The sequence below is a fragment of the Desulfosporosinus sp. BICA1-9 genome (assembly GCF_000802135.1).
In genome coordinates, this window is the sequence record NZ_JUEE01000015.1 from 1 (window position 1) to 17,081 (window position 17,081).

Annotated in this window: 18 protein-coding genes; 13 read left to right on the plus strand and 5 right to left on the minus strand. The window is 42.1% G+C overall.

The window, feature by feature from the left end; all coding sequences use genetic code 11:
* The 3 genes from JL57_RS01275 to ltrA form a co-directional block, all read left to right on the plus strand.
* On the plus strand, window positions 1-444 hold a 444-nt coding region (locus tag JL57_RS01275), incomplete at its 5' end, for an RDD family protein (RefSeq protein ID WP_034140245.1).
* A 286-nt stretch (window positions 445-730) separates the two neighbouring features.
* Window positions 731-955 (plus strand): DUF6544 family protein, encoded by a 225-nt coding sequence (locus JL57_RS01280; protein WP_034140246.1) that lies wholly within the window; start codon window positions 731-733, stop codon window positions 953-955.
* Window positions 956-1,830: 875 nt separating this feature from the next.
* A complete protein-coding gene (gene ltrA / locus JL57_RS01285) occupies window positions 1,831-3,642 on the plus strand; it encodes a group II intron reverse transcriptase/maturase (protein WP_034140247.1) in 1,812 nt (603 codons plus the stop codon).
* Window positions 3,643-4,201: 559 nt separating this feature from the next.
* On the opposite strand, the gene JL57_RS01290 is transcribed toward ltrA, so the two are convergent.
* Window positions 4,202-4,441, minus strand: coding sequence for a DUF2922 domain-containing protein (locus JL57_RS01290; protein ID WP_034140248.1), 240 nt, complete (start codon window positions 4,439-4,441; stop codon window positions 4,202-4,204).
* Window positions 4,442-4,482: 41 nt separating this feature from the next.
* On the minus strand, window positions 4,483-4,707 hold the full coding sequence (locus tag JL57_RS01295; RefSeq protein ID WP_034140249.1) for a DUF1659 domain-containing protein: 225 nt from the start codon (window positions 4,705-4,707) through the stop codon (window positions 4,483-4,485).
* Window positions 4,708-4,988: 281 nt separating this feature from the next.
* On the opposite strand from JL57_RS01295, the gene JL57_RS01300 reads away from it, so the two are divergent.
* Window positions 4,989-5,804, plus strand: coding sequence for a DUF3102 domain-containing protein (locus JL57_RS01300; RefSeq protein ID WP_034140250.1), 816 nt, complete (start codon window positions 4,989-4,991; stop codon window positions 5,802-5,804).
* Between the two features lie 184 nt (window positions 5,805-5,988).
* Here JL57_RS01300 and JL57_RS33240 read toward each other — a convergent pair whose 3' ends face one another.
* Window positions 5,989-6,162 carry a hypothetical protein gene (locus JL57_RS33240; protein ID WP_291299566.1) on the minus strand — a complete coding sequence of 58 codons (174 nt, stop codon included), beginning with the start codon at window positions 6,160-6,162 and terminating at the stop codon, window positions 5,989-5,991.
* Window positions 6,163-6,300: 138 nt separating this feature from the next.
* Between JL57_RS33240 and JL57_RS01305 the strand changes: the two genes are divergently transcribed.
* The 3 genes from JL57_RS01305 to JL57_RS01315 all read left to right on the plus strand — a co-directional run bounded on the left by JL57_RS01305 (window position 6,301) and on the right by JL57_RS01315 (window position 8,362).
* Window positions 6,301-6,621 carry a helix-turn-helix domain-containing protein gene (locus tag JL57_RS01305; protein WP_034140251.1) on the plus strand — a complete coding sequence of 107 codons (321 nt, stop codon included), beginning with the start codon at window positions 6,301-6,303 and terminating at the stop codon, window positions 6,619-6,621.
* 218 nt (window positions 6,622-6,839) lie between these two features.
* Complete coding sequence (gene tnpA, locus JL57_RS01310) at window positions 6,840-7,241, plus strand: IS200/IS605 family transposase (protein ID WP_034140252.1); 402 nt, start codon at window positions 6,840-6,842, stop codon at window positions 7,239-7,241.
* Entirely contained in the window at window positions 7,238-8,362 is a 1,125-nt protein-coding gene (locus tag JL57_RS01315) for an RNA-guided endonuclease TnpB family protein (RefSeq protein ID WP_034140253.1), read from the plus strand. Before tnpA ends, JL57_RS01315 begins: the two co-directional genes overlap by 4 nt.
* 524 nt (window positions 8,363-8,886) lie before the next feature.
* On the opposite strand, the gene JL57_RS01325 is transcribed toward JL57_RS01315, so the two are convergent.
* Complete coding sequence (locus tag JL57_RS01325; RefSeq protein ID WP_034140255.1) at window positions 8,887-9,108, minus strand: hypothetical protein; 222 nt, start codon at window positions 9,106-9,108, stop codon at window positions 8,887-8,889.
* Between the two features lie 494 nt (window positions 9,109-9,602).
* Between JL57_RS01325 and JL57_RS33245 the strand changes: the two genes are divergently transcribed.
* The 5 genes from JL57_RS33245 (at window position 9,603) to JL57_RS01345 (ending at window position 12,220) form a co-directional block, all read left to right on the plus strand.
* Window positions 9,603-9,890 (plus strand): VanW family protein, encoded by a 288-nt coding sequence (locus tag JL57_RS33245; RefSeq protein ID WP_291299567.1) that lies wholly within the window; start codon window positions 9,603-9,605, stop codon window positions 9,888-9,890.
* Complete coding sequence (locus JL57_RS33250; protein ID WP_291299568.1) at window positions 9,883-10,260, plus strand: VanW family protein; 378 nt, start codon at window positions 9,883-9,885, stop codon at window positions 10,258-10,260. The genes JL57_RS33245 and JL57_RS33250 overlap by 8 nt, the downstream gene beginning before the upstream one ends.
* Window positions 10,261-10,296: 36 nt before the next feature.
* A complete protein-coding gene (locus JL57_RS01335; RefSeq protein ID WP_034140256.1) occupies window positions 10,297-10,731 on the plus strand; it encodes a GNAT family N-acetyltransferase in 435 nt (144 codons plus the stop codon).
* A 463-nt stretch (window positions 10,732-11,194) separates the two neighbouring features.
* On the plus strand, window positions 11,195-11,629 hold the full coding sequence (locus JL57_RS01340; protein ID WP_034140257.1) for a GNAT family N-acetyltransferase: 435 nt from the start codon (window positions 11,195-11,197) through the stop codon (window positions 11,627-11,629).
* A gap of 141 nt (window positions 11,630-11,770) precedes the next feature.
* Window positions 11,771-12,220 (plus strand): TfoX/Sxy family protein, encoded by a 450-nt coding sequence (locus JL57_RS01345; protein WP_034140258.1) that lies wholly within the window; start codon window positions 11,771-11,773, stop codon window positions 12,218-12,220.
* On the opposite strand, the gene JL57_RS01350 is transcribed toward JL57_RS01345, so the two are convergent.
* Complete coding sequence (locus tag JL57_RS01350; protein ID WP_034140259.1) at window positions 12,136-13,974, minus strand: NFACT family protein; 1,839 nt, start codon at window positions 13,972-13,974, stop codon at window positions 12,136-12,138. The genes JL57_RS01345 and JL57_RS01350 overlap by 85 nt on opposite strands.
* Before the next feature lie 158 nt (window positions 13,975-14,132).
* Here JL57_RS01350 and JL57_RS01355 point away from each other — a divergent pair, with 158 nt between their 5' ends.
* Window positions 14,133-16,871: a calcium-transporting P-type ATPase, PMR1-type gene (locus JL57_RS01355; RefSeq protein ID WP_034140260.1), complete on the plus strand. Its 2,739-nt coding sequence runs from the start codon at window positions 14,133-14,135 to the stop codon at window positions 16,869-16,871.
* Window positions 16,872-17,081: the final 210 nt, after the last annotated feature.

Genomic DNA, 17,081 nt, shown 5'->3' on the forward strand with positions numbered 1-17,081 from the left:
TGGGCCTTTAGCATCGATCTGGCAGTCATTGCGATGAGCAGTCAGATTTTTTTCCGGGTTTTATGGCCGGCAGGCCTTGGAACAACAACCATTAAATCATTTGTACTGATCAATTCACTCTTTCCAGGCATCTGGGGAAGCTTTTATTTTGTTTTAATGACGATGTATTTCGGACAAACGCTGGGGAAAATGATCATGGGAATTAAAGTTGTTAGCAAAGACGGCTGCCTTCTCAACTGGTCTACTGTCGTCATACGGGAAGTTGCCGGAAGAACGATGTCACAGTTGCTCGGCACTTACCTGGGCTATTTGGTTTGCGCATTTCATCCCCGGAAGCAATCCTTGACCGATATCATCAGCGATACCTATGTAGTTTATGATGAGAATAAAAAGTGGGGCAAATGGGTTCAGATCCCGGCAGCAGTGAGTACGAAGCCGGAATGATCAATTTTTGAGTTAGAATAATGGGACATAGCTGATAATATTTTAATAAAGGGTGCAAGTTGGCAGACTAGTTGAAACAGCAGATGACCCGAACTTTATTCTTTTCCGGGTTGTGAACGGGGAGGCCCATTTTTGGACATGGGAAGACAATCTTAAGGAAGCGGACATACCGAGAATTAGATTTTAGTTTATCCAACCTTATTCCTATTTAAAATCCGACTTTAACATGACTTCTGAGCAGCTTATTACCGGGACCGAACCCTAAACAGAAATGGAAGCGGGGGAAATGATTGGATTCAGGACCAATGACCGGACAGCTACTGGCTTTGACGGCAGTAAGCAAAGTATTCCCTGGTCCGCCATATTAAAAGATTATAGGAAGAATGACAGAGGGATTCTCCAGCCGACTGTATTTCAAGCGGTCTGGTATTATCCGGAAGCTGACCTCGTTTATTTTGACGGGAAGATTTTATCATCGGTAGCAAATTTGATTCTAAGACCCGACTTTTAACCTTCAAAAATATATTGGTTTATTGATAAGGATTATTGCATATCATACAATGATTTTAAGCGATCAAGCCCATGTTCCTTCCGAGGACTGGGCTATTTTTATGAGTTAACCACTTTTTGATAAGCGAAAACTTATATCCCAGAGTCAGGGCACGTGGAGTGCTTAATAGTGCTATATGTGCGACACGTTTCTAAATGAAAAGTTTAGACATTTGTAGAAATACAAAGAGAACTAACATCTTGATGAGTCGAATGATAGGGTAACGCCTAAAAAGGCTCCTTTAATACTCCGATGGGCGTGTATATGTATAAGCGTCGAAGCGTCTAGAGCTCGGTGAAGTCGCGTGACCCTGCCCTTTTGGAATTAAAAACCTTTTGGAAACCTGTTCAGAGGTGAACAGTGCGGGTTTAGCGCGGAAGTCTATAAAATATCCATGGTAAGAATGTAGGCAAAACCTACTGACAAAGTTCCGAATGTACGGGTGAATCACTAGGCTAATAGAAATGTTAGTACAAGCAAAAGCTTGGTAGATGAGGAAAAGTAAAAATATATAGTATGAAAATCCTTATGATGTTAAAGGCATCATCAAGTCTACAAACCCAAAGGAACAATCTAAAGGTATATGCATAGATAAAGATGTTGGAACGTGGTAAGCATTGGACGTTAAGGACTTATATTCTATGAAACGGTGATAAGGCAACTTATCTTTATCAATGTGAAAGTAGGGCCACAGTACCAATGAAACCATGATAACAAGTGGTGGAGGGATAGGCCCAAGTCAATCTATTATAAATGAAAACTTACAATCACAAAATCACTCCATAGGTTCTGGTGAGACTAAAAGAGGCTAACCTCGAAAGGAGGTGTTGCCGACTATGGCTACCACTGCCGCGAATGCCAAGTTGCGTCATAACGAATATTATGGGCAACAAAGTACCTTTGATGAATTGTACGAAAGAAGTCTAGATGATGCAAAGTTTAATAAACTATACGAAAAAATTGTAGAAGAAAACAACATCCTCCTAGCCTATCGAAACATCAAGGCAAATACAGGAAGTAAGACAGAGGGCACTGATGGTTTAACCATCAAGGACATCTCAACTATGACCAATGAACAGGTTATTGCCATGGTAAGAGTAAGGTTAAAGCGCTATGCACCACAATCGGTCAGACGAGTAGAAATCTTAAAGGACAATGGCAAATTGCGCCCTCTTGGAATTCCCGCTATGTTCGATCGGCTGATCCAGCAATGTATACTTCAAATCCTCGAGCCAATCTTTGAAGCAAAGTTTCATAATCATAGTTTCGGCTTTAGACCCAATAGAAGCACGGAACATGCCCTATCTACAATGCAAAGAATGATTAATATACAGCATCTACATTTTGTCGTAGATCTTGATATAAAAGGTTTTTACGACAACGTAGACCATGGGAAACTTCTTAAACAGATGTGGACGATGGGAATTCGGGACAAAAACCTTCTTTGTATTATATCGGCAATGTTAAGGGCAGAAATTGAGGGAATAGGAATCCCAAGCGAAGGCGTGCCCCAGGGTGGTATTTGTTCACCATTATTTTCAAACGTGGTTCTGAATGAACTAGATTGGTGGATTAGTGACCAATGGGAAAGCTTTGAAACTTCATCCCCCTACTCTCATAACAGAAGTAAGCTAAAGGCAATACGCAAATCATCGGAACTCAAGGAATGCTACATTATCAGGTACGCGGATGACCTCAAAATCATGTGCCCAACTAGAGAAGTCGCAGAACGAATGTTCATCGCAGTTAAACGTTGGCTCAAAGAGAGATTAAATCTAGATATAAGTCCAGAAAAGTCGAAGATTACAAATCTGAGAAAGAAGTCATCTGAATTCCTTGGTTTCAAGATCAAGGCGGTTGTTAAGGGTATGAAACGAGTCGCTAACTCAAATATTAAACCTATTGCTATTGTGAAAATAATGGCCAAAGGAAAAGCACTAATCAAGAAAATCCAAAAGAATCCAAACCCCAAGAATATAAGTCTCTACAATTCTTATGTTCTTGGTACTCAAAATTACTATCGTATAGCCACGCATTGTACCAAAGATTTCTCAAAAATCGGATATTATCTCGATAGGAATATTAAAATCAGGTGGAAGTCACTTTCTACTAATAAGGGTTCTCCTAGCAAGATATACTTGGAAAAGTACAAGGAATATGCAAAGCAAAAGACATATATTAAGGGGCTTATCATATTTCCAATGTCAGCATGTAAAACTAAAAATGCAATGTCTTTCTCCAAAAAGGTAAATAAGTTCACACCAGAAGGGAGAAAACACATTCATAAACAAATTGAAAGTGTATCAGACTTCGAATTTATACATCTCACTAAAAATCCGGTGACAAAGCGAAGTATTGAGTATAATGATAACCGAATATCCCTATTCTCTGCTCAAAATGGAAGGTGTGGGGTTCTCGGCGAAAGATTAGAGGTAAATGATTTCCACTGCCATAATATCATTCCAATTATTGCTAGTGGAGGAGATCAATACCGTAATCTAGTCATAATTTCTCCTGATATTCACAGATTGATACATGCAACTAAATCCGAGACAATCCATCAAATACTGGCGAAACTTGAACTATCTAAAAAGCAGATAGCCAAAGTGAATAAATTCAGGTTAAAAGTAGGAAATATTGTGATATAAGGAAGTAGTTTTAGATTGATGGAACGCCGTGTGATTACGAAAGTATCATGCACGGTGCGGGGCGGGGGAAAAAGTGGAGATAATATCAAAGCTTTACCTATCGCCATTTAAGCTGAGCTGAAAGCCTTGGTAGAGCGGGTTTGAGAAGTGCATGTTCTTTTTATAGTGACAAAGTGTTTGTGGAAATACATTGAGCCAGGCCTGTGTTTAAGCTAACACTCCAAATAATAGATAATGGCGAGACGGGGAGTAGAATTCTGATTCGTTACGTTTTAGGAGTCAACTTAATTACTTTGTACAAGAGTTGTTATATACGTTGGCTCATTTCAAGCAGTAGGAGAGATCAATGAGGTGATCAATATCCACCTGGAGAAAAGCAGAAGAATATTTTAAGCATTATCTCAGGAGGATCATCGCCTGGTTTCTGTTCAAATTCGGAATCGATTCCGAATTTTAAATTACCATGATCTGAGCGGGCCTGGTTTTTATCCATAAGAGCGGCCATTTGGCCGCAAAATCAAGTGCCATCGGCAGGCGGGGCATTTCCCCTCTGGGGGCTTTAAAACAGGGGTGGATCATACAAATCGGTTGTTGTTGAATCCGTGATTTTTATATCTCTTTTGCCGACTAATTCACCGCCGGTCGTGACAAACATATTTTTGGCAATAATCAGTTCCATAGCGGCTTCAGCTTCCGCGGCGGTCAGGTCTGCCCTTGGCGCCGGCAGGGTAAGCGTAAATGTGCTGCCCAGCGTTGTGGCAAAGGTTAGCCGAAGGGTTTTCTGCTGCGTATTTGCCATCCCCAATCCCCCCTCTCCTTTATGATCGATTGAACAAAGATCTATTCCACAGCCAGGTCAAAGCGGTTATTCCGGGTTACGGATACCAACGGGTATTCCAGCAAATTGAATAATGTGGTTGCAACTTCATAAAGATCCTCATCGGACACGTCCATTTTCAACCCGGAAAAGCTTTTTTGCCGGATAACCGGGGAACCCTCGGCGGTCGTACCGGTCTGATAACGGACAACCATCTCGGTTTCCACCCCTGACGAAATAATAGGCATGGATAATCCCCCCTTGTTTTGGATTTTGACAGGCCAAGCCTTGGTCTGTCTTTTTATCTTATGCACCTTGTCCGGCTGGGGTTACTCTTGTCTAAGGATATTTATGACAAAATAAAGGCAAGACTGCAAAGTGCCTAGGCTCTTTACAGTCTTGTCTTTATTTTTGTCACAAGTGAGGGCTTGAACACATAGGCTATGAGTAAGGTTGTTCAAATCTGTCTTGTCTTATGGGAGCTTTTCCTCCGGAAAAGCTTATGAATAAGCAGAGGAGCTCGAAAATCATGGCGAAGGCAATAAGCGAGCGGACGCCGCAGATTATCGCGGCCGAAATTAACAGTATTAAAGATCAGACCGGCAGAATGCTCCTTTACAGCTCCGTCGAGATCGGACGGCGCCTGACGGAGGCCAAATCCATGGTCAATCATGGAGAATGGGGAAAGTGGCTGGAGAACTCGGTGAGTTACTCCCAAAGCACGGCCAATAAACTCATGCGCCTCTTTGAAGAGTATGGGGCCAAACTCACCGTCGGCCACCAGGACAGTTCAAATTCGGAATCGATTACGAATTTGAGCTACACCCAGGCGATTATCCTCCTGGGAATTCCCGAGGAGGAACGGGAGTCCTTTATAGTAGAGAATGATGTGGACGGCATGTCGACCCGGGAGCTTAAGGAGGCAGTCAGGGAAAGGGACCAGGCCCTTAACGAGAAAGCGGAGCTGCAAAATACTCTGACCGCCAACCAGGGCGCAGTCACGAAAATTACCTCTGAGCGGGACGAGTTGAGAAAACAGACTTCAGGTCTCCGAGCGGCAATCCACACTAAGGAGTTAACCATCAAGACTTTACAGGAGAAGCTGGACGTTGCCAAGGAGGGCGAGGCTTCAGCCACGAAAATCGTCGCCCTGCAAAAGGATATCAAAGCCGCTCAGATCAAGCTGTCATCTAACAAAGTCAGCTTTCTCTACAATAATATCGCTAAAGAATTCGAAGAGTTGCTGAAGGAACTGACTAAGTTAGCCCCGGCAGACCCGGAAGCTCATGAAAAGTATAAAAGTGAGGTAAGCGGGCTTATCGGGAAAATAGCGGAGAGACTGTAAGGCCGCGGGCCCAGGTGCAGGCGGGTTAGTTGAAGGGACTGATGCAAAATGAAGAAAGTTCGTGGAGCATCAGTCTCTTATTACCAAAGGCCATCAATCCCTTCTCGGCCTCATTTATTCTTGGGACTTCCGCTTTTTAACAAGTTCGGCGGTATGTATTATTAGTTCTTCCGGCCTGGGAATCTTACCCTTCTCGCGGAATATTGTCCCAAAACGTTTTCACCTTTGGATCAGCTCTGCATAATCCGTTCATCATAGCGATCTGCATTTGCGTTTTTACATATTCGACGGTAACGCCGTCACGTCTTGCGATTTCCTTGATGGCGTTTTCCACCACTATCTGCTTCTTTTTATTCAATCTGCCGCCTCCACAGGTGCATTTTAGCATATATTAACACTTTGAGAGGCATAATTCAATATAATAAACCTCCAATAGCGTGAATATTACCACTGTCAAAAGTGTAGAATGATATCTAATGACAGTGAGGTGAGAATATTGGGTGTTGAGTTTATCAGAAAGCGCATCACGGATTTACGCTTAAAAAAAGGTGTTTCGGAATATAAAATGAGCCTTGACTTGGGGCACAGCAGAAGCTATATACAGAACATTATCGCAGGGCGTTCCTTGCCATCCATTGAAGAATTTTTGTATATCTGTGAGTATCTGAATGTCACGCCGAAAGCCTTTTTCGATGACAGTGAGGCAGAACCGATTCTGATTCAAAAAGCTCTTGACGGTATGCGCGGTTTGCCCGACAAAGACCTTCTGATGTTAATCGGCCTGATAGACCGTTTGAAGGAAGGCAAAAGCGAATAAATCCGTAAGATATTTAGAGAGGCTGCACAGCCTCTTCTTTTAATTTTTTAACCACGTGCGACAAGAAGTCTCCCACCTTTAAGCTACCTTGCTCACGCTAGTGAGTGCGTAGGAGGGAGATGAATTGTCGCCATTTTATTCCAAATAAGTATTGATAAATTACTTCTATGTATGATAAAATATAATCAGTAGTAATCAAGATAGACGGTGATAAATCAATGGAATTAGATAATAATAATCATTCAGTATTTCTTATGTATTATCATCTTGTTCTGGTCATTAAATTCCGTAGAAACGTAATCGATCAAGTAATTTCTAACAGGCTCAAAGAAATATTTGAGTATGTGTCTCCCCACTACAATATCACGTTGCAAGAATGGAATCAGGATAGAGATCATGTTCATATTCTGTTCAAAGCCCATCCAAACAGTGAGTTATCAAAATTTATTAACGCCTACAAAAGTGCATCATCGCGGTTGATTAAAAAAGAATATCAGCAATTACGTGAATCTCTCTGGAAAGAATACTTTTGGTCAAGAAGTTTTTGCTTGCTAACGACGGGCGGTGCACCGATTGAAGTTATTAGACGTTACATCGAAAATCAAGGTGAGAAGTTATGAATAAAGCGTTCAGATATCGCCTTTATCCCAGTTCTGAACAAGCGATCCTTATCAATAAAACCTTTGGCTGTGTACGATTCATTTATAATCAAATGCTTGCTAACAGGAAAACTATTTATGAGCAGTATAAAGATGACAAAGAAGCGTTGAAGCAGCAGAAGTATTCTCTACCAGCTGCTTACAAAAACCAATTTGAGTGGTTAAAAGAAGTGGACAGTCTGGCCCTTGCTAATGCCCAGCTCAATCTAAATACCGCTTATAAAAATTTCTTCCGGAATAAGTCTGTAGGTTTTCCAAACTTCAAACGAAAGCATAGGGATCGATTATCTTACACAACGAATAACCAAAAAGGAAGCATACGGCTTATTGATAGTAAAACCATCCGGTTGCCTAAATTGAAAGATGTTCGAATTAAATTACACAGACAATTACCGCCAAATTCCACCATTAAATCAGCCACGCTCAGCCAAACACCAACCGGTAAATACTACATAGCGATCTTGGTCGAGTTTGAAGCAAAACTAGAACCAGTAACAGCAACCGTCGAGTCAACGTTAGGTTTGGACTATTCCTCAAAGTCGTTGGTCATCGATAGTGAGGCAAGAAGTGCCGACTATCCCAGATTTTATCGTAATGCGGAGGCAAAACTAAAGAAAGAGCAACGAAAACTATCCAAGAGACTGAAAGGGAGTAAAAACAGAAACAAACAACGACGAAAGGTCGCTGAACTTCATGAAAAGGTAGCGAATCAACGAAAGGACTTTTTGCATAAGCTGTCAAGGCAGATAGTCAATGCCTATACCGCTGTTGCAATCGAAGACTTAAACATGAGAAGTATGGCGCAAGGCTTAAATCTGGCAAAATCAACGAATGACAATGGCTTTGGGATACTAAAAACATTTTTGGCGTATAAGCTGGTAGAACAAGGTAAGCAGCTGGTCAAGATCGATAAATGGTTCCCATCCAGTAAACAATGCCACGTTTGCAAGAACCTATATGTGGAGTTGACACTGGCCGATAGAAGTTGGAGTTGTAAGCACTGTGGTGCAGAACTTGATCGAGATATAAACGCCGCAATAAACATTAAAAATGAAGGCTGTCGGATATTGGGTATAGCCTAATACACTAAGAACCGTTGGGCAAACGGGGATAGCTTGGTAACTATATTGGCATTAGTCGGTACGTCCCAAGAAGCCCCCACCTCTTAGGTGGTGGGAGTATGTCACTTCAAATACTTTCCAGTGCTAAGTACGTAATATTTGAGGCGCAGCCGTCCTTGGCTGCTCTGGCTTCGTAGGGCGTGAGGCTCCGTATAACAGAGAATTTCCGGTGCGTCCTGGCAGGTCGCACGTTCTAGCGGGGGAGGATCCCGTCGGAGTAAGGTCTAGCCAACCGCTCCGTATCGAATGTCTTAATTTTGCATGTGATTATTGTGATTATGGATGTTTCGTAGGAGAATGAGAAAAGACCCCCGGCATGTGGGTCTTAAGGAATGCTACTCCATATTCTTTAAAATAGTCACCTTCTTGAAGAACTAAAACGAATTTCGACTTTCCTTCGGGATATCTTCGATCAAAAGTATATGAGAATTTAACAAAATATACTTCTCCCCTAAGAAGCTCTGCCACTACACTTTCTCCCTATATCACTTGATCGTTTTATATGTTTCTTCTTCTAAATCTTTAAAAAGTTCATTGTATTTTTGCACTTCGCTCTTTGTTGCTTGGTGTCGTAAATCGGGTCTCTGTTTTCTAAATTCTGCTCGTTGTTTTAAGTTGTCTATCTTAGAGGTTTTATAGATAGGTTCTTGCAAAGCAGATAACATATCTTCCCCCTCCTTACTAACTTTATCTTCTTCCTTGTCCATATCATACCACCTTCCAAATAGTTGTTCAATATATTATGCCCAATTTTACCAATTTAGAAGGTGATAATAACATGGTTGTAGAATAATGTAAAATGTTAGTAGAGGGGATTGGAGCTATCCTGAGCTACGAAAATTGGCCAAAGAAAGATTCGAAGTTGCCGTACTTCGCCTACGATGGGATTCCCAATACTTTGCCGAGATGAAGGTAGTATTAGTATGGCGCGTCGGAATTCCCAGAACGCATTGCGTCGAGGGATAATCTATGGGAAATAATTTAATGGCTTGTTAGGAGAAGTACTAGTATGGCACGTAGGCTGTTAAGCGAGATGCACCCAATATTATATTTCTTATCAGTTTGGTCTCGAAGATTAGTAAGATACTCAAGATGGTGTTTCGAGGATAAGAAGTTTGCTTCATTACAAAGTCTTGAAAGATTACCATACAGAGTTAAGAAGCATCAGTCAGTACTGATAAGGAAACTCGGTGACACAGATATGCAGTTGCAGTATAACAAGGTCAAAAATCTTGCGATAGCAATAAAGCGTATTGATGGTATTCTCATAAAACCTGGTGAAACATTCTCTTTCTGCAAATTAGTAGGATTGACTACAAAGCGAAAGGGATATCTACCTGGGATGTTATTGTCTGGTGGAGAAGCAAAGCCTGGTATTGGGGGAGGAATCTGTCAAATCGCTAATTTAATCCATTGGTTGGTCATTCATAGTCCTTTGATAGTTACGAAACGTTATCATCATAGTTTTGATCCGTTTCCCGATGCATAGAAGGGTTTTGCCGTTCGGAAGTGGGGCAACAGTCTTTTACAACTATATAGACTATCAGTTCAGGAATTGTACTCCTTACACTTTCCAATTAAGACTTTGGCTTTCAGATAAGTGTTTAGAAGGAGAATTACGAGTCGATCAGGATCTAGATTTTGCATATCATGTTTTTGAAAAAGACCATCAGTTTCTTAAGATTGGCGAGAAATATTACAGAAAAAATGAAATATGGAGAAACAAGATAGTCAGAAGGAAAAGTGGCGAAATACTAGAAACTGAATTAGTGTCTAAAAATTTTGCTGAGGTCAAATATGTACCGGAGTATTGTCAAGAGGTATCTTCAGTAATGTATGAGGAAAGATCGTATTTGTAATTATGCTAAACATTGAAAAAACATTAGGGGGAGCAGATGGATATCATTATTAGAAACTCAAAACTTGAAGATTTTGATGATGTGATATTACTTTTTAACCAACTTTGGCCTGGTAAAGAATTGAATATAAATGATTTAATGGTTGTTTTTTCTCGGGGTATACAATCGGATAGCGATGAGTTACTTTGTGTGGAGCAAAACGGGAAAGTTATTGGTTTCTGTTCTTTTGCGATAGTCAATAATTTTTGGCAGGAAGGGTATATTGCATATGTTTATGCAATGATAATAGATGATTCCTTTAGAGGACGGGGCATTGGAACAGAGTTGCTTAAAAAGGCATTTGATAAAGCAAAATTAAGAGGTTGTAAGAAGATTGAATTAGATTCGGGATTTCAACGAGAAAAAGCACACAAATTTTATGAAAAAATTGGTTTTACAAAAAGAGCTTATTTATTTTCAAAGGATTTATGAATTATTAATTTGAATAATGTCTAAAAGGAGAGTTTATTATAAGTTGTTATTTTGTTGCCCAAATTCAAATTAATAATTTGGATGAGTATCAAAATTATTTAGGCTTAAATAATAAGACAGTTGAACCATGATCTGGTTCAACTGTCTTATAAACATAAACATCGCTTGGTTACATGCCTAACATTTTCAAAATACAGCCGGCTAATTGTTGACCAGTTGCATCACATTGTTGAATACATTGTGCTAAAGCTAATCCAATCATGAAATTTTGTCACCTCCAAAAATATATAAGACAAGTATAACTTAGAAATATGAAGATCCTATGAATTTGGATCAAAGGATTCTATTTAATTGATTTGATCAGATTGCAATGGGGGGTGTAGTATAAATGAGGTTAGCCAAAATGCTATTTTGGAAATGATAAATTCGTAGATACATCCTACCAGGGAGGGGGGACGGAGCATTGTTTACTTTACAAATCGCATTGGCTGATGACCTAGAATCATTGGCTCAACTCTATGAAGAACTGCTTGACGAACGAACCGATCTTTCGAAAATGAAAGAGAATTTTAAATTGATGGAGGCAAATCCTAACTATGTAGTCTTGATCGCCAAAGAGGACAACTCAGTAGTTGGATCAGTGATGGGGATTATTTGTCTGGATTTAGTTGGTAAGTGCAAACCTTTTATGGTCATTGAAAATGTTGTAGTTAAAAGTGCTTGCCGTGGAAGAGGAATCGGCACCCGACTCATGGAAAAAATAGAGGAAATTGGGCGAAAAAGAAAATGCTATTATACTATGTTCGTTTCCGGAGGTCATCGAAAGAAAGCACATCAATTCTATAAGGCTGTTGGCTACGATTTGGATTTGGTTCAAGGATTTAAGAAGTACCTGTAACATTACTCAAAACATTAAGTGGGTTAACAACAAGTACTTTTCGTTAATAGTAATGTTTTTGATTATTAAGAATAGGTGAGATAATTTAATTTTATTCAAATACTGTCGGCTTTTGAATCGCGTAATTTGTGGAGGGAGTTAATGATGGCAGTAAATGAAGGTTTCAAAGATTACGTCGTCGACCAACTTGAACAGTTGGGTTGGGTTACCGTTAAAAAGATGTTTGGCGGTGCAGGTATTTACTATGAAGGTATCATTTTTGGGTTACTTGCAGATGACGTCCTGTATTTTAAGGTGGACGACTCGAATAGGTCAGACTATGAACAGATCGGAATGGAGCCCTTCCAACCATTTGCTGACAAACCCATGGTAATGCCATGTTATGAAGTTCCTGTTGAAATTTTAGAAAACAAGGAACTGTTATCGGATTGGGCTCGGAAAGCTCTATCGGCTTCCAAAAATATGCCTTCCAAGGGCTCTAAAGGCAAGAGGAGAAGTAAAAATAATTATTCTAATATCTCTTCGCTGGCCAGTAACCGTTCTAAAACCTCCGGTTTAGGAGTCAGGTATAAGGTCCAGTTCAGATCATAGATCACCATTCCGGGTTTAGCTGAGTTAGGCTTTTTTAACTGTTTGACATGTGTGTAGTCGACAGGGACTTGGGAAGAACCACGAGCTTGGCTGTAATAGATTGCCAGGGCCGCTGCTTCTTCAAGGGTGGTGTCGTCTGGAAATTCTTCTCCATCCTCGAGGGGAACGAGGACGTGAGAACCTGGAATTTGCTTGACATGGAGCCATAGATCATTGGGTTTTCCTTTGCGCAACGAGAGCCAATCGTTTTGAGCATTATTTTTACCGACAAAGATACTTTTGCCCTGACTGGAGCGATAGACGCGGGGCTGAGGAACCTCCTTGGGAGATTTTGCTTTAGATTTGGCATTTCCCTGGGGGCGGCCTTTTTTAAGTTTCAGGGTACTTCTTTTCAAATGCTTTCCAGTCACATACCCTTGTCCAACCAGTTCGATATGGATTTCATTCAGCTCAGCAAGGCTGGAGGCCTGATCCAAATTGACTCGCAATGAAGCTAGGTATTGAACTTCATCAAGTGTGGTTTCTTTGAGCGACTTTGTCTTGAGCAAGGTGGCTTTTGCTTTGTTATAAAGTTTGTAGTAGTGCTGGGCGTTGTCAATGACACTGATATGAGGATTGAGCGGAATGACTAGGCTAGTGAGGTTGGGATCAAAATAATCTTCCACAGAGGTTTCGACTGATCCTTGGGGGATGCGGTAGAGGTTCGCAGTCAACAGTTCTCCCCACTTTTGGTAGTTGAGGCTTGAATTAGCGTTGAGTAGAGCCTCCTCATAGATTTTAAGCTTCTTAGTGAAATGGGCATGTTTTTCTTGGACAATCTTTCTTAGAGAGCCCCGTTTCGATTCAAGCGAGTTGTTGCTGGATTTTGACTGATAAAAGATCTGGACTGCGTCATTTATCGAAAGGACGTCTTCCCTTCTTAATTCTTGATATTGTTGAAAAGGGGTAAAACTAAAGGCGATGAGTTTGGTTTCCGGTAGGGGATTATAGTAAAGGCAGGGTTGAATTTCGGGATTCTCCTCAGGATTGCCTAACTTACGGTAGGCCCGGAAAAGCCGTGAACAATCGATGTCACCGCACTGGTGGAGGAGGATTTCTGGATTCAATCCCGCTTGAATTACCATTTCACGGGCCAATTCTGGGCTGATCCCGGCAAAGCGGGCGAGAAGGATACCGGTTATGGAACGATCTAGATCTTCCTGGTAAAGGGTCTCTCGCCAGAGTTCTTCCTCTGCTAGAGGCGGCTGTTTTTCCTGAGAAGGAGGAGAGAGATAAGAGCGACCGGGTAAAACCTCACGGTATTGGCTTAGGACATGTGAGTATCGTTTAAGTCCGTCAAGGATCGTATTTGTGGTTGGGTCAACGAGAATAAGATTACTGTGTTTTCCCATAATTTCTAAATGGAGATGCAACGAAACTAAATCGCCACGGTCATTGTAATTTTGAATTTCAAAGGTCACAACACGTTCCAGATCTTTTTGGTGCAGGTCAATGAGTTTACCACCCTCCAGATGTTTGCGGAGAATCATACAAAACATGGGGGGAGAAGGTGGATTTTTTTTGTTTTCTTGAGTGAGGTGGAAGCGGGGGGAAGTGGCACTGGTACTAAGCAGAAGGCGTCTGGATCCCTGTTGACGCAATTGGAGATGAATCTCATCTTTTTCGGGTTGATGAATTTTATCGATACGTGCTCCGATGAGTTGTGGAGCAAGTTCATTTACGAGATAGGCGAGGGTAACACCGTCTAAGGCCATGTGATGACATCCTTTCTATAGAGAATCCACTTTTTAGTATAACACACTTGTTTTACTGAGGCATTTTTCCATACTTTAGGGAATAAGCATGTACTACAAAAGGGACAAATAGTAAGTCCCCTTAATACTGTTTAGAAAGCAAAAGGAGGAAAAAGGGCATGCGGCAACAGGCGTGGCATGTGCTGCCTTGGCTTGACGTGGCCAAGGCGTTGGATGTACATCCGGCAAAAGGGTTAAATCTTAAAGAAGTTCGTAACCGATTACAGGAGGTTGGAAAGAATGTTTTAGCGGTAAAAAAAGGGACGCATCCTGTGTTTTTGTTTCTGGGACAATTTAAGGATTTTATGGTGCTAGTTTTACTAGCGGCCACTGTAGTCTCAGGACTATTAGGTGAGATCGCGGATGCCATCACGATCTTGGCAATTTTAATGATTAACGCCATTCTAGGTTTTGTGCAGGAGTTTCGCGCGGAGCGTTCCATGGAATCGCTGCGCTCCCTCACGGCTCCAGAGGCGCGAGTGTTACGGGAAGGTATGGAACAACGGATTCCAGCAGCAGATGTTGTGCCTGGAGATATTGTGCTTTTGGAAACCGGAGATCGTATTCCGGCGGATTTGCGTTGGATTCAGGCAGTCAACATACAAGTGGAAGAATCAGCTTTGACGGGGGAATCTCATCCTGTGGGCAAAAGTATTTTTCCACTTCAGGAGGAATTGACCCCCATGGCAGATCGAAAAAATATGGGATACATGGGGACTTCTATCGTGAACGGTCGAGGGGCAGGGGTAGTCGTAGCGACTGGGATGGAAACTGAGATGGGCGTCATTGCCGACATGATCCAAAATGTAGAAAATGAAGAAACCCCTTTGCAGAAGCGTTTAGCGGAACTGGGTAAATGGTTGGTCCTGATCAGTTTTCTTGTCTGTACTGCTGTGGTGGTTACAGGGGTCTTAAGAGGTGAGGACTTTTATAAGATGTTTTTTACAGGAGTTTCCCTGGCTGTAGCGGCTATCCCAGAAGGTCTGCCGGCTATTGTTACCGTTGCTTTGGCAGTAGGAGTTCAACGAATGGTTAAGCGCCAAGCGATCATTCGGAAACTGCCAGCTGTTGAGACGTTGGGGTGTGCAACAGTGATTTGTTCGGATAAAACGGGGACCTTGACCCAGAATGAAATGACAGTACGCCTAATCTATTCAGATGGACGAAAGATTACAGTTTCAGGTGAAGGGTACGATCCCAAAGGTGAGTTCCAGGGTGCTAATCCAGAAAAAGAACGGGATCCCCTCAACGTCGGGTTAAAGATCGCAGCACTTTGCAATAATTCAATCTTGACAAAGAAGGGAGTTCAAGTTGCTGGCCTCTTCCGTTCCAAAGGAAAGGATGCCCCTTGGGGCATCGAGGGAGATCCGACTGAAGGCGCTATTTTAGTGGCTGCGGCGAAGGCTGGGATCTGGCGAGAGGTTTTGGAACGCAAGCAAGAGCGAATTGGCGAGTTGCCCTTTGATTCGGATCGCAAGAGAATGAGTGTTGTTTATCAGACGAAACAGGGACGCAAGGCCTATGTCAAAGGGGCGCCTGATATGGTGTTGCGACTTTGCCAGAACGAGCTGACTGGGCATGGCGTTGTAGAGCTATCCCCGGAACGCAAGAAAAACATCATGCGGGCCAACGACGACATGGCAAGGCATGCTCTCAGAGTTCTAGCAGTTGCTGAAAAACCATTATCAGATTCCGAGCCCCTCGATGAGAACGTAGAACACGGCTTGACCTTTGTCGGGCTGTTAGGAATGATTGATCCACCGCGAGCCAGTGCGGTAAAAGCAATTAAAGTCTGTCGACAAGCTGGGATTAAACCCGTCATGATCACGGGAGATCATCGCCTAACCGCTGAAGCCGTCGCTCATGAATTAGGAATTATCCGCGGTTCGAGCGGGGGTGTCATAACCGGAGCAGAACTGGAGCAGACGTCTGATCGGAATTTAAGTGAGCGAATCATGGATATATCCGTATTTGCCCGAGTGACCCCGAAAGATAAACTCAGAATTGTACGTGCCTATAAAAAGCGGGGACAAGTGGTGGCTATGACTGGGGATGGGGTTAATGATGCTCCGGCAGTCAAAGAGGCGGATATTGGGGTAGCGATGGGTAAAACGGGGACGGATGTGACGAAGGAAGCATCATCGATGGTTCTAGGTGATGACAATTTTGCGACAATTGTGGCGGCAGTGGAAGAGGGCCGAGGGATCTACGACAATATACGGAAGTTTATTCGCTATTTACTTTCCTGCAATTTGGGTGAAGTTCTGACGATGTTTTTAGCAACGCTGGTGGGGCTACCACTTCCTTTACTACCTATTCAAATATTATGGGTTAATCTAGTTACTGACGGGTTGCCTGCGATGGCCTTAGGGGTAGATGGTGCTGAACCAGGTATTATGAACCGTCCACCAAGGGTCCCCGGAGAAAGTATTTTTGCGCGGGGGTTGGCCAGAAAAATTGCAGTCAGAGGTACATTTATTGGCCTAGGAACTCTATTCGTATTTGTAGTGGCACTTTTCATGGGGGTCAATATGCTGGGTGCCCGGACTATGGCCTTTACAACGCTAGTGTTTTCCCAATTGTTCCATGTTTTTGATTGTCGGTCAGAGGAACGTAGTATTTTTGAAGTAGGCCTCTTCTCAAATCTCTATCTTGTAGGAGCGGTGATGGTCTCTACTATCATGCAGCTCTGCGTAATCTATCTTGAGCCTTTACAAGCCATCTTTAAGACCGCACCGTTAGTTAGTTGGCAATGGATTTTAATTCTATGCGTAGCGGGTGGACCGTCCGTTTTGATTGGACTTGCTCGGTTCATTAAGCTCAGTTGGCAAGGTAAAGTGGTTATTGCCAAGGGATAGGGTGTTTTAATCCACTCAGTGAATAACTAACTGAACATAAACTCAAAGGCTGATCGTCTTTTACGGAAAGAATTCTCTCAAAACTTGGGTGATTATAAAGTGTTGGTTGACCATTTAGGACGTATAATGTATATCTCTTTCCCTCCTCGTGTATACTTGCTTCAAATAGGTTGACCCGCTTCATATTGCGTAGTATTCTTTTAAAGAGAA

Coding starts and splice junctions, on each gene's coding strand:
- JL57_RS01280 (WP_034140246.1), top strand. CDS start 731: ATGATTGGATTCAGGACCAATGACCGGACAGCTACTGGCTTTGACGGC.
- ltrA (WP_034140247.1), top strand. CDS start 1,831: ATGGCTACCACTGCCGCGAATGCCAAGTTGCGTCATAACGAATATTAT.
- JL57_RS01290 (WP_034140248.1), bottom strand. CDS start 4,441: ATGGCAAATACGCAGCAGAAAACCCTTCGGCTAACCTTTGCCACAACG.
- JL57_RS01295 (WP_034140249.1), bottom strand. CDS start 4,707: ATGCCTATTATTTCGTCAGGGGTGGAAACCGAGATGGTTGTCCGTTAT.
- JL57_RS01300 (WP_034140250.1), top strand. CDS start 4,989: ATGGCGAAGGCAATAAGCGAGCGGACGCCGCAGATTATCGCGGCCGAA.
- tnpA (WP_034140252.1), top strand. CDS start 6,840: ATGGAATTAGATAATAATAATCATTCAGTATTTCTTATGTATTATCAT.
- JL57_RS01315 (WP_034140253.1), top strand. CDS start 7,238: ATGAATAAAGCGTTCAGATATCGCCTTTATCCCAGTTCTGAACAAGCG.
- JL57_RS01325 (WP_034140255.1), bottom strand. CDS start 9,108: ATGGACAAGGAAGAAGATAAAGTTAGTAAGGAGGGGGAAGATATGTTA.
- JL57_RS33245 (WP_291299567.1), top strand. CDS start 9,603: ATGCAGTTGCAGTATAACAAGGTCAAAAATCTTGCGATAGCAATAAAG.
- JL57_RS33250 (WP_291299568.1), top strand. CDS start 9,883: ATGCATAGAAGGGTTTTGCCGTTCGGAAGTGGGGCAACAGTCTTTTAC.
- JL57_RS01335 (WP_034140256.1), top strand. CDS start 10,297: ATGGATATCATTATTAGAAACTCAAAACTTGAAGATTTTGATGATGTG.
- JL57_RS01345 (WP_034140258.1), top strand. CDS start 11,771: ATGATGGCAGTAAATGAAGGTTTCAAAGATTACGTCGTCGACCAACTT.
- JL57_RS01350 (WP_034140259.1), bottom strand. CDS start 13,974: ATGGCCTTAGACGGTGTTACCCTCGCCTATCTCGTAAATGAACTTGCT.
- JL57_RS01355 (WP_034140260.1), top strand. CDS start 14,133: ATGCGGCAACAGGCGTGGCATGTGCTGCCTTGGCTTGACGTGGCCAAG.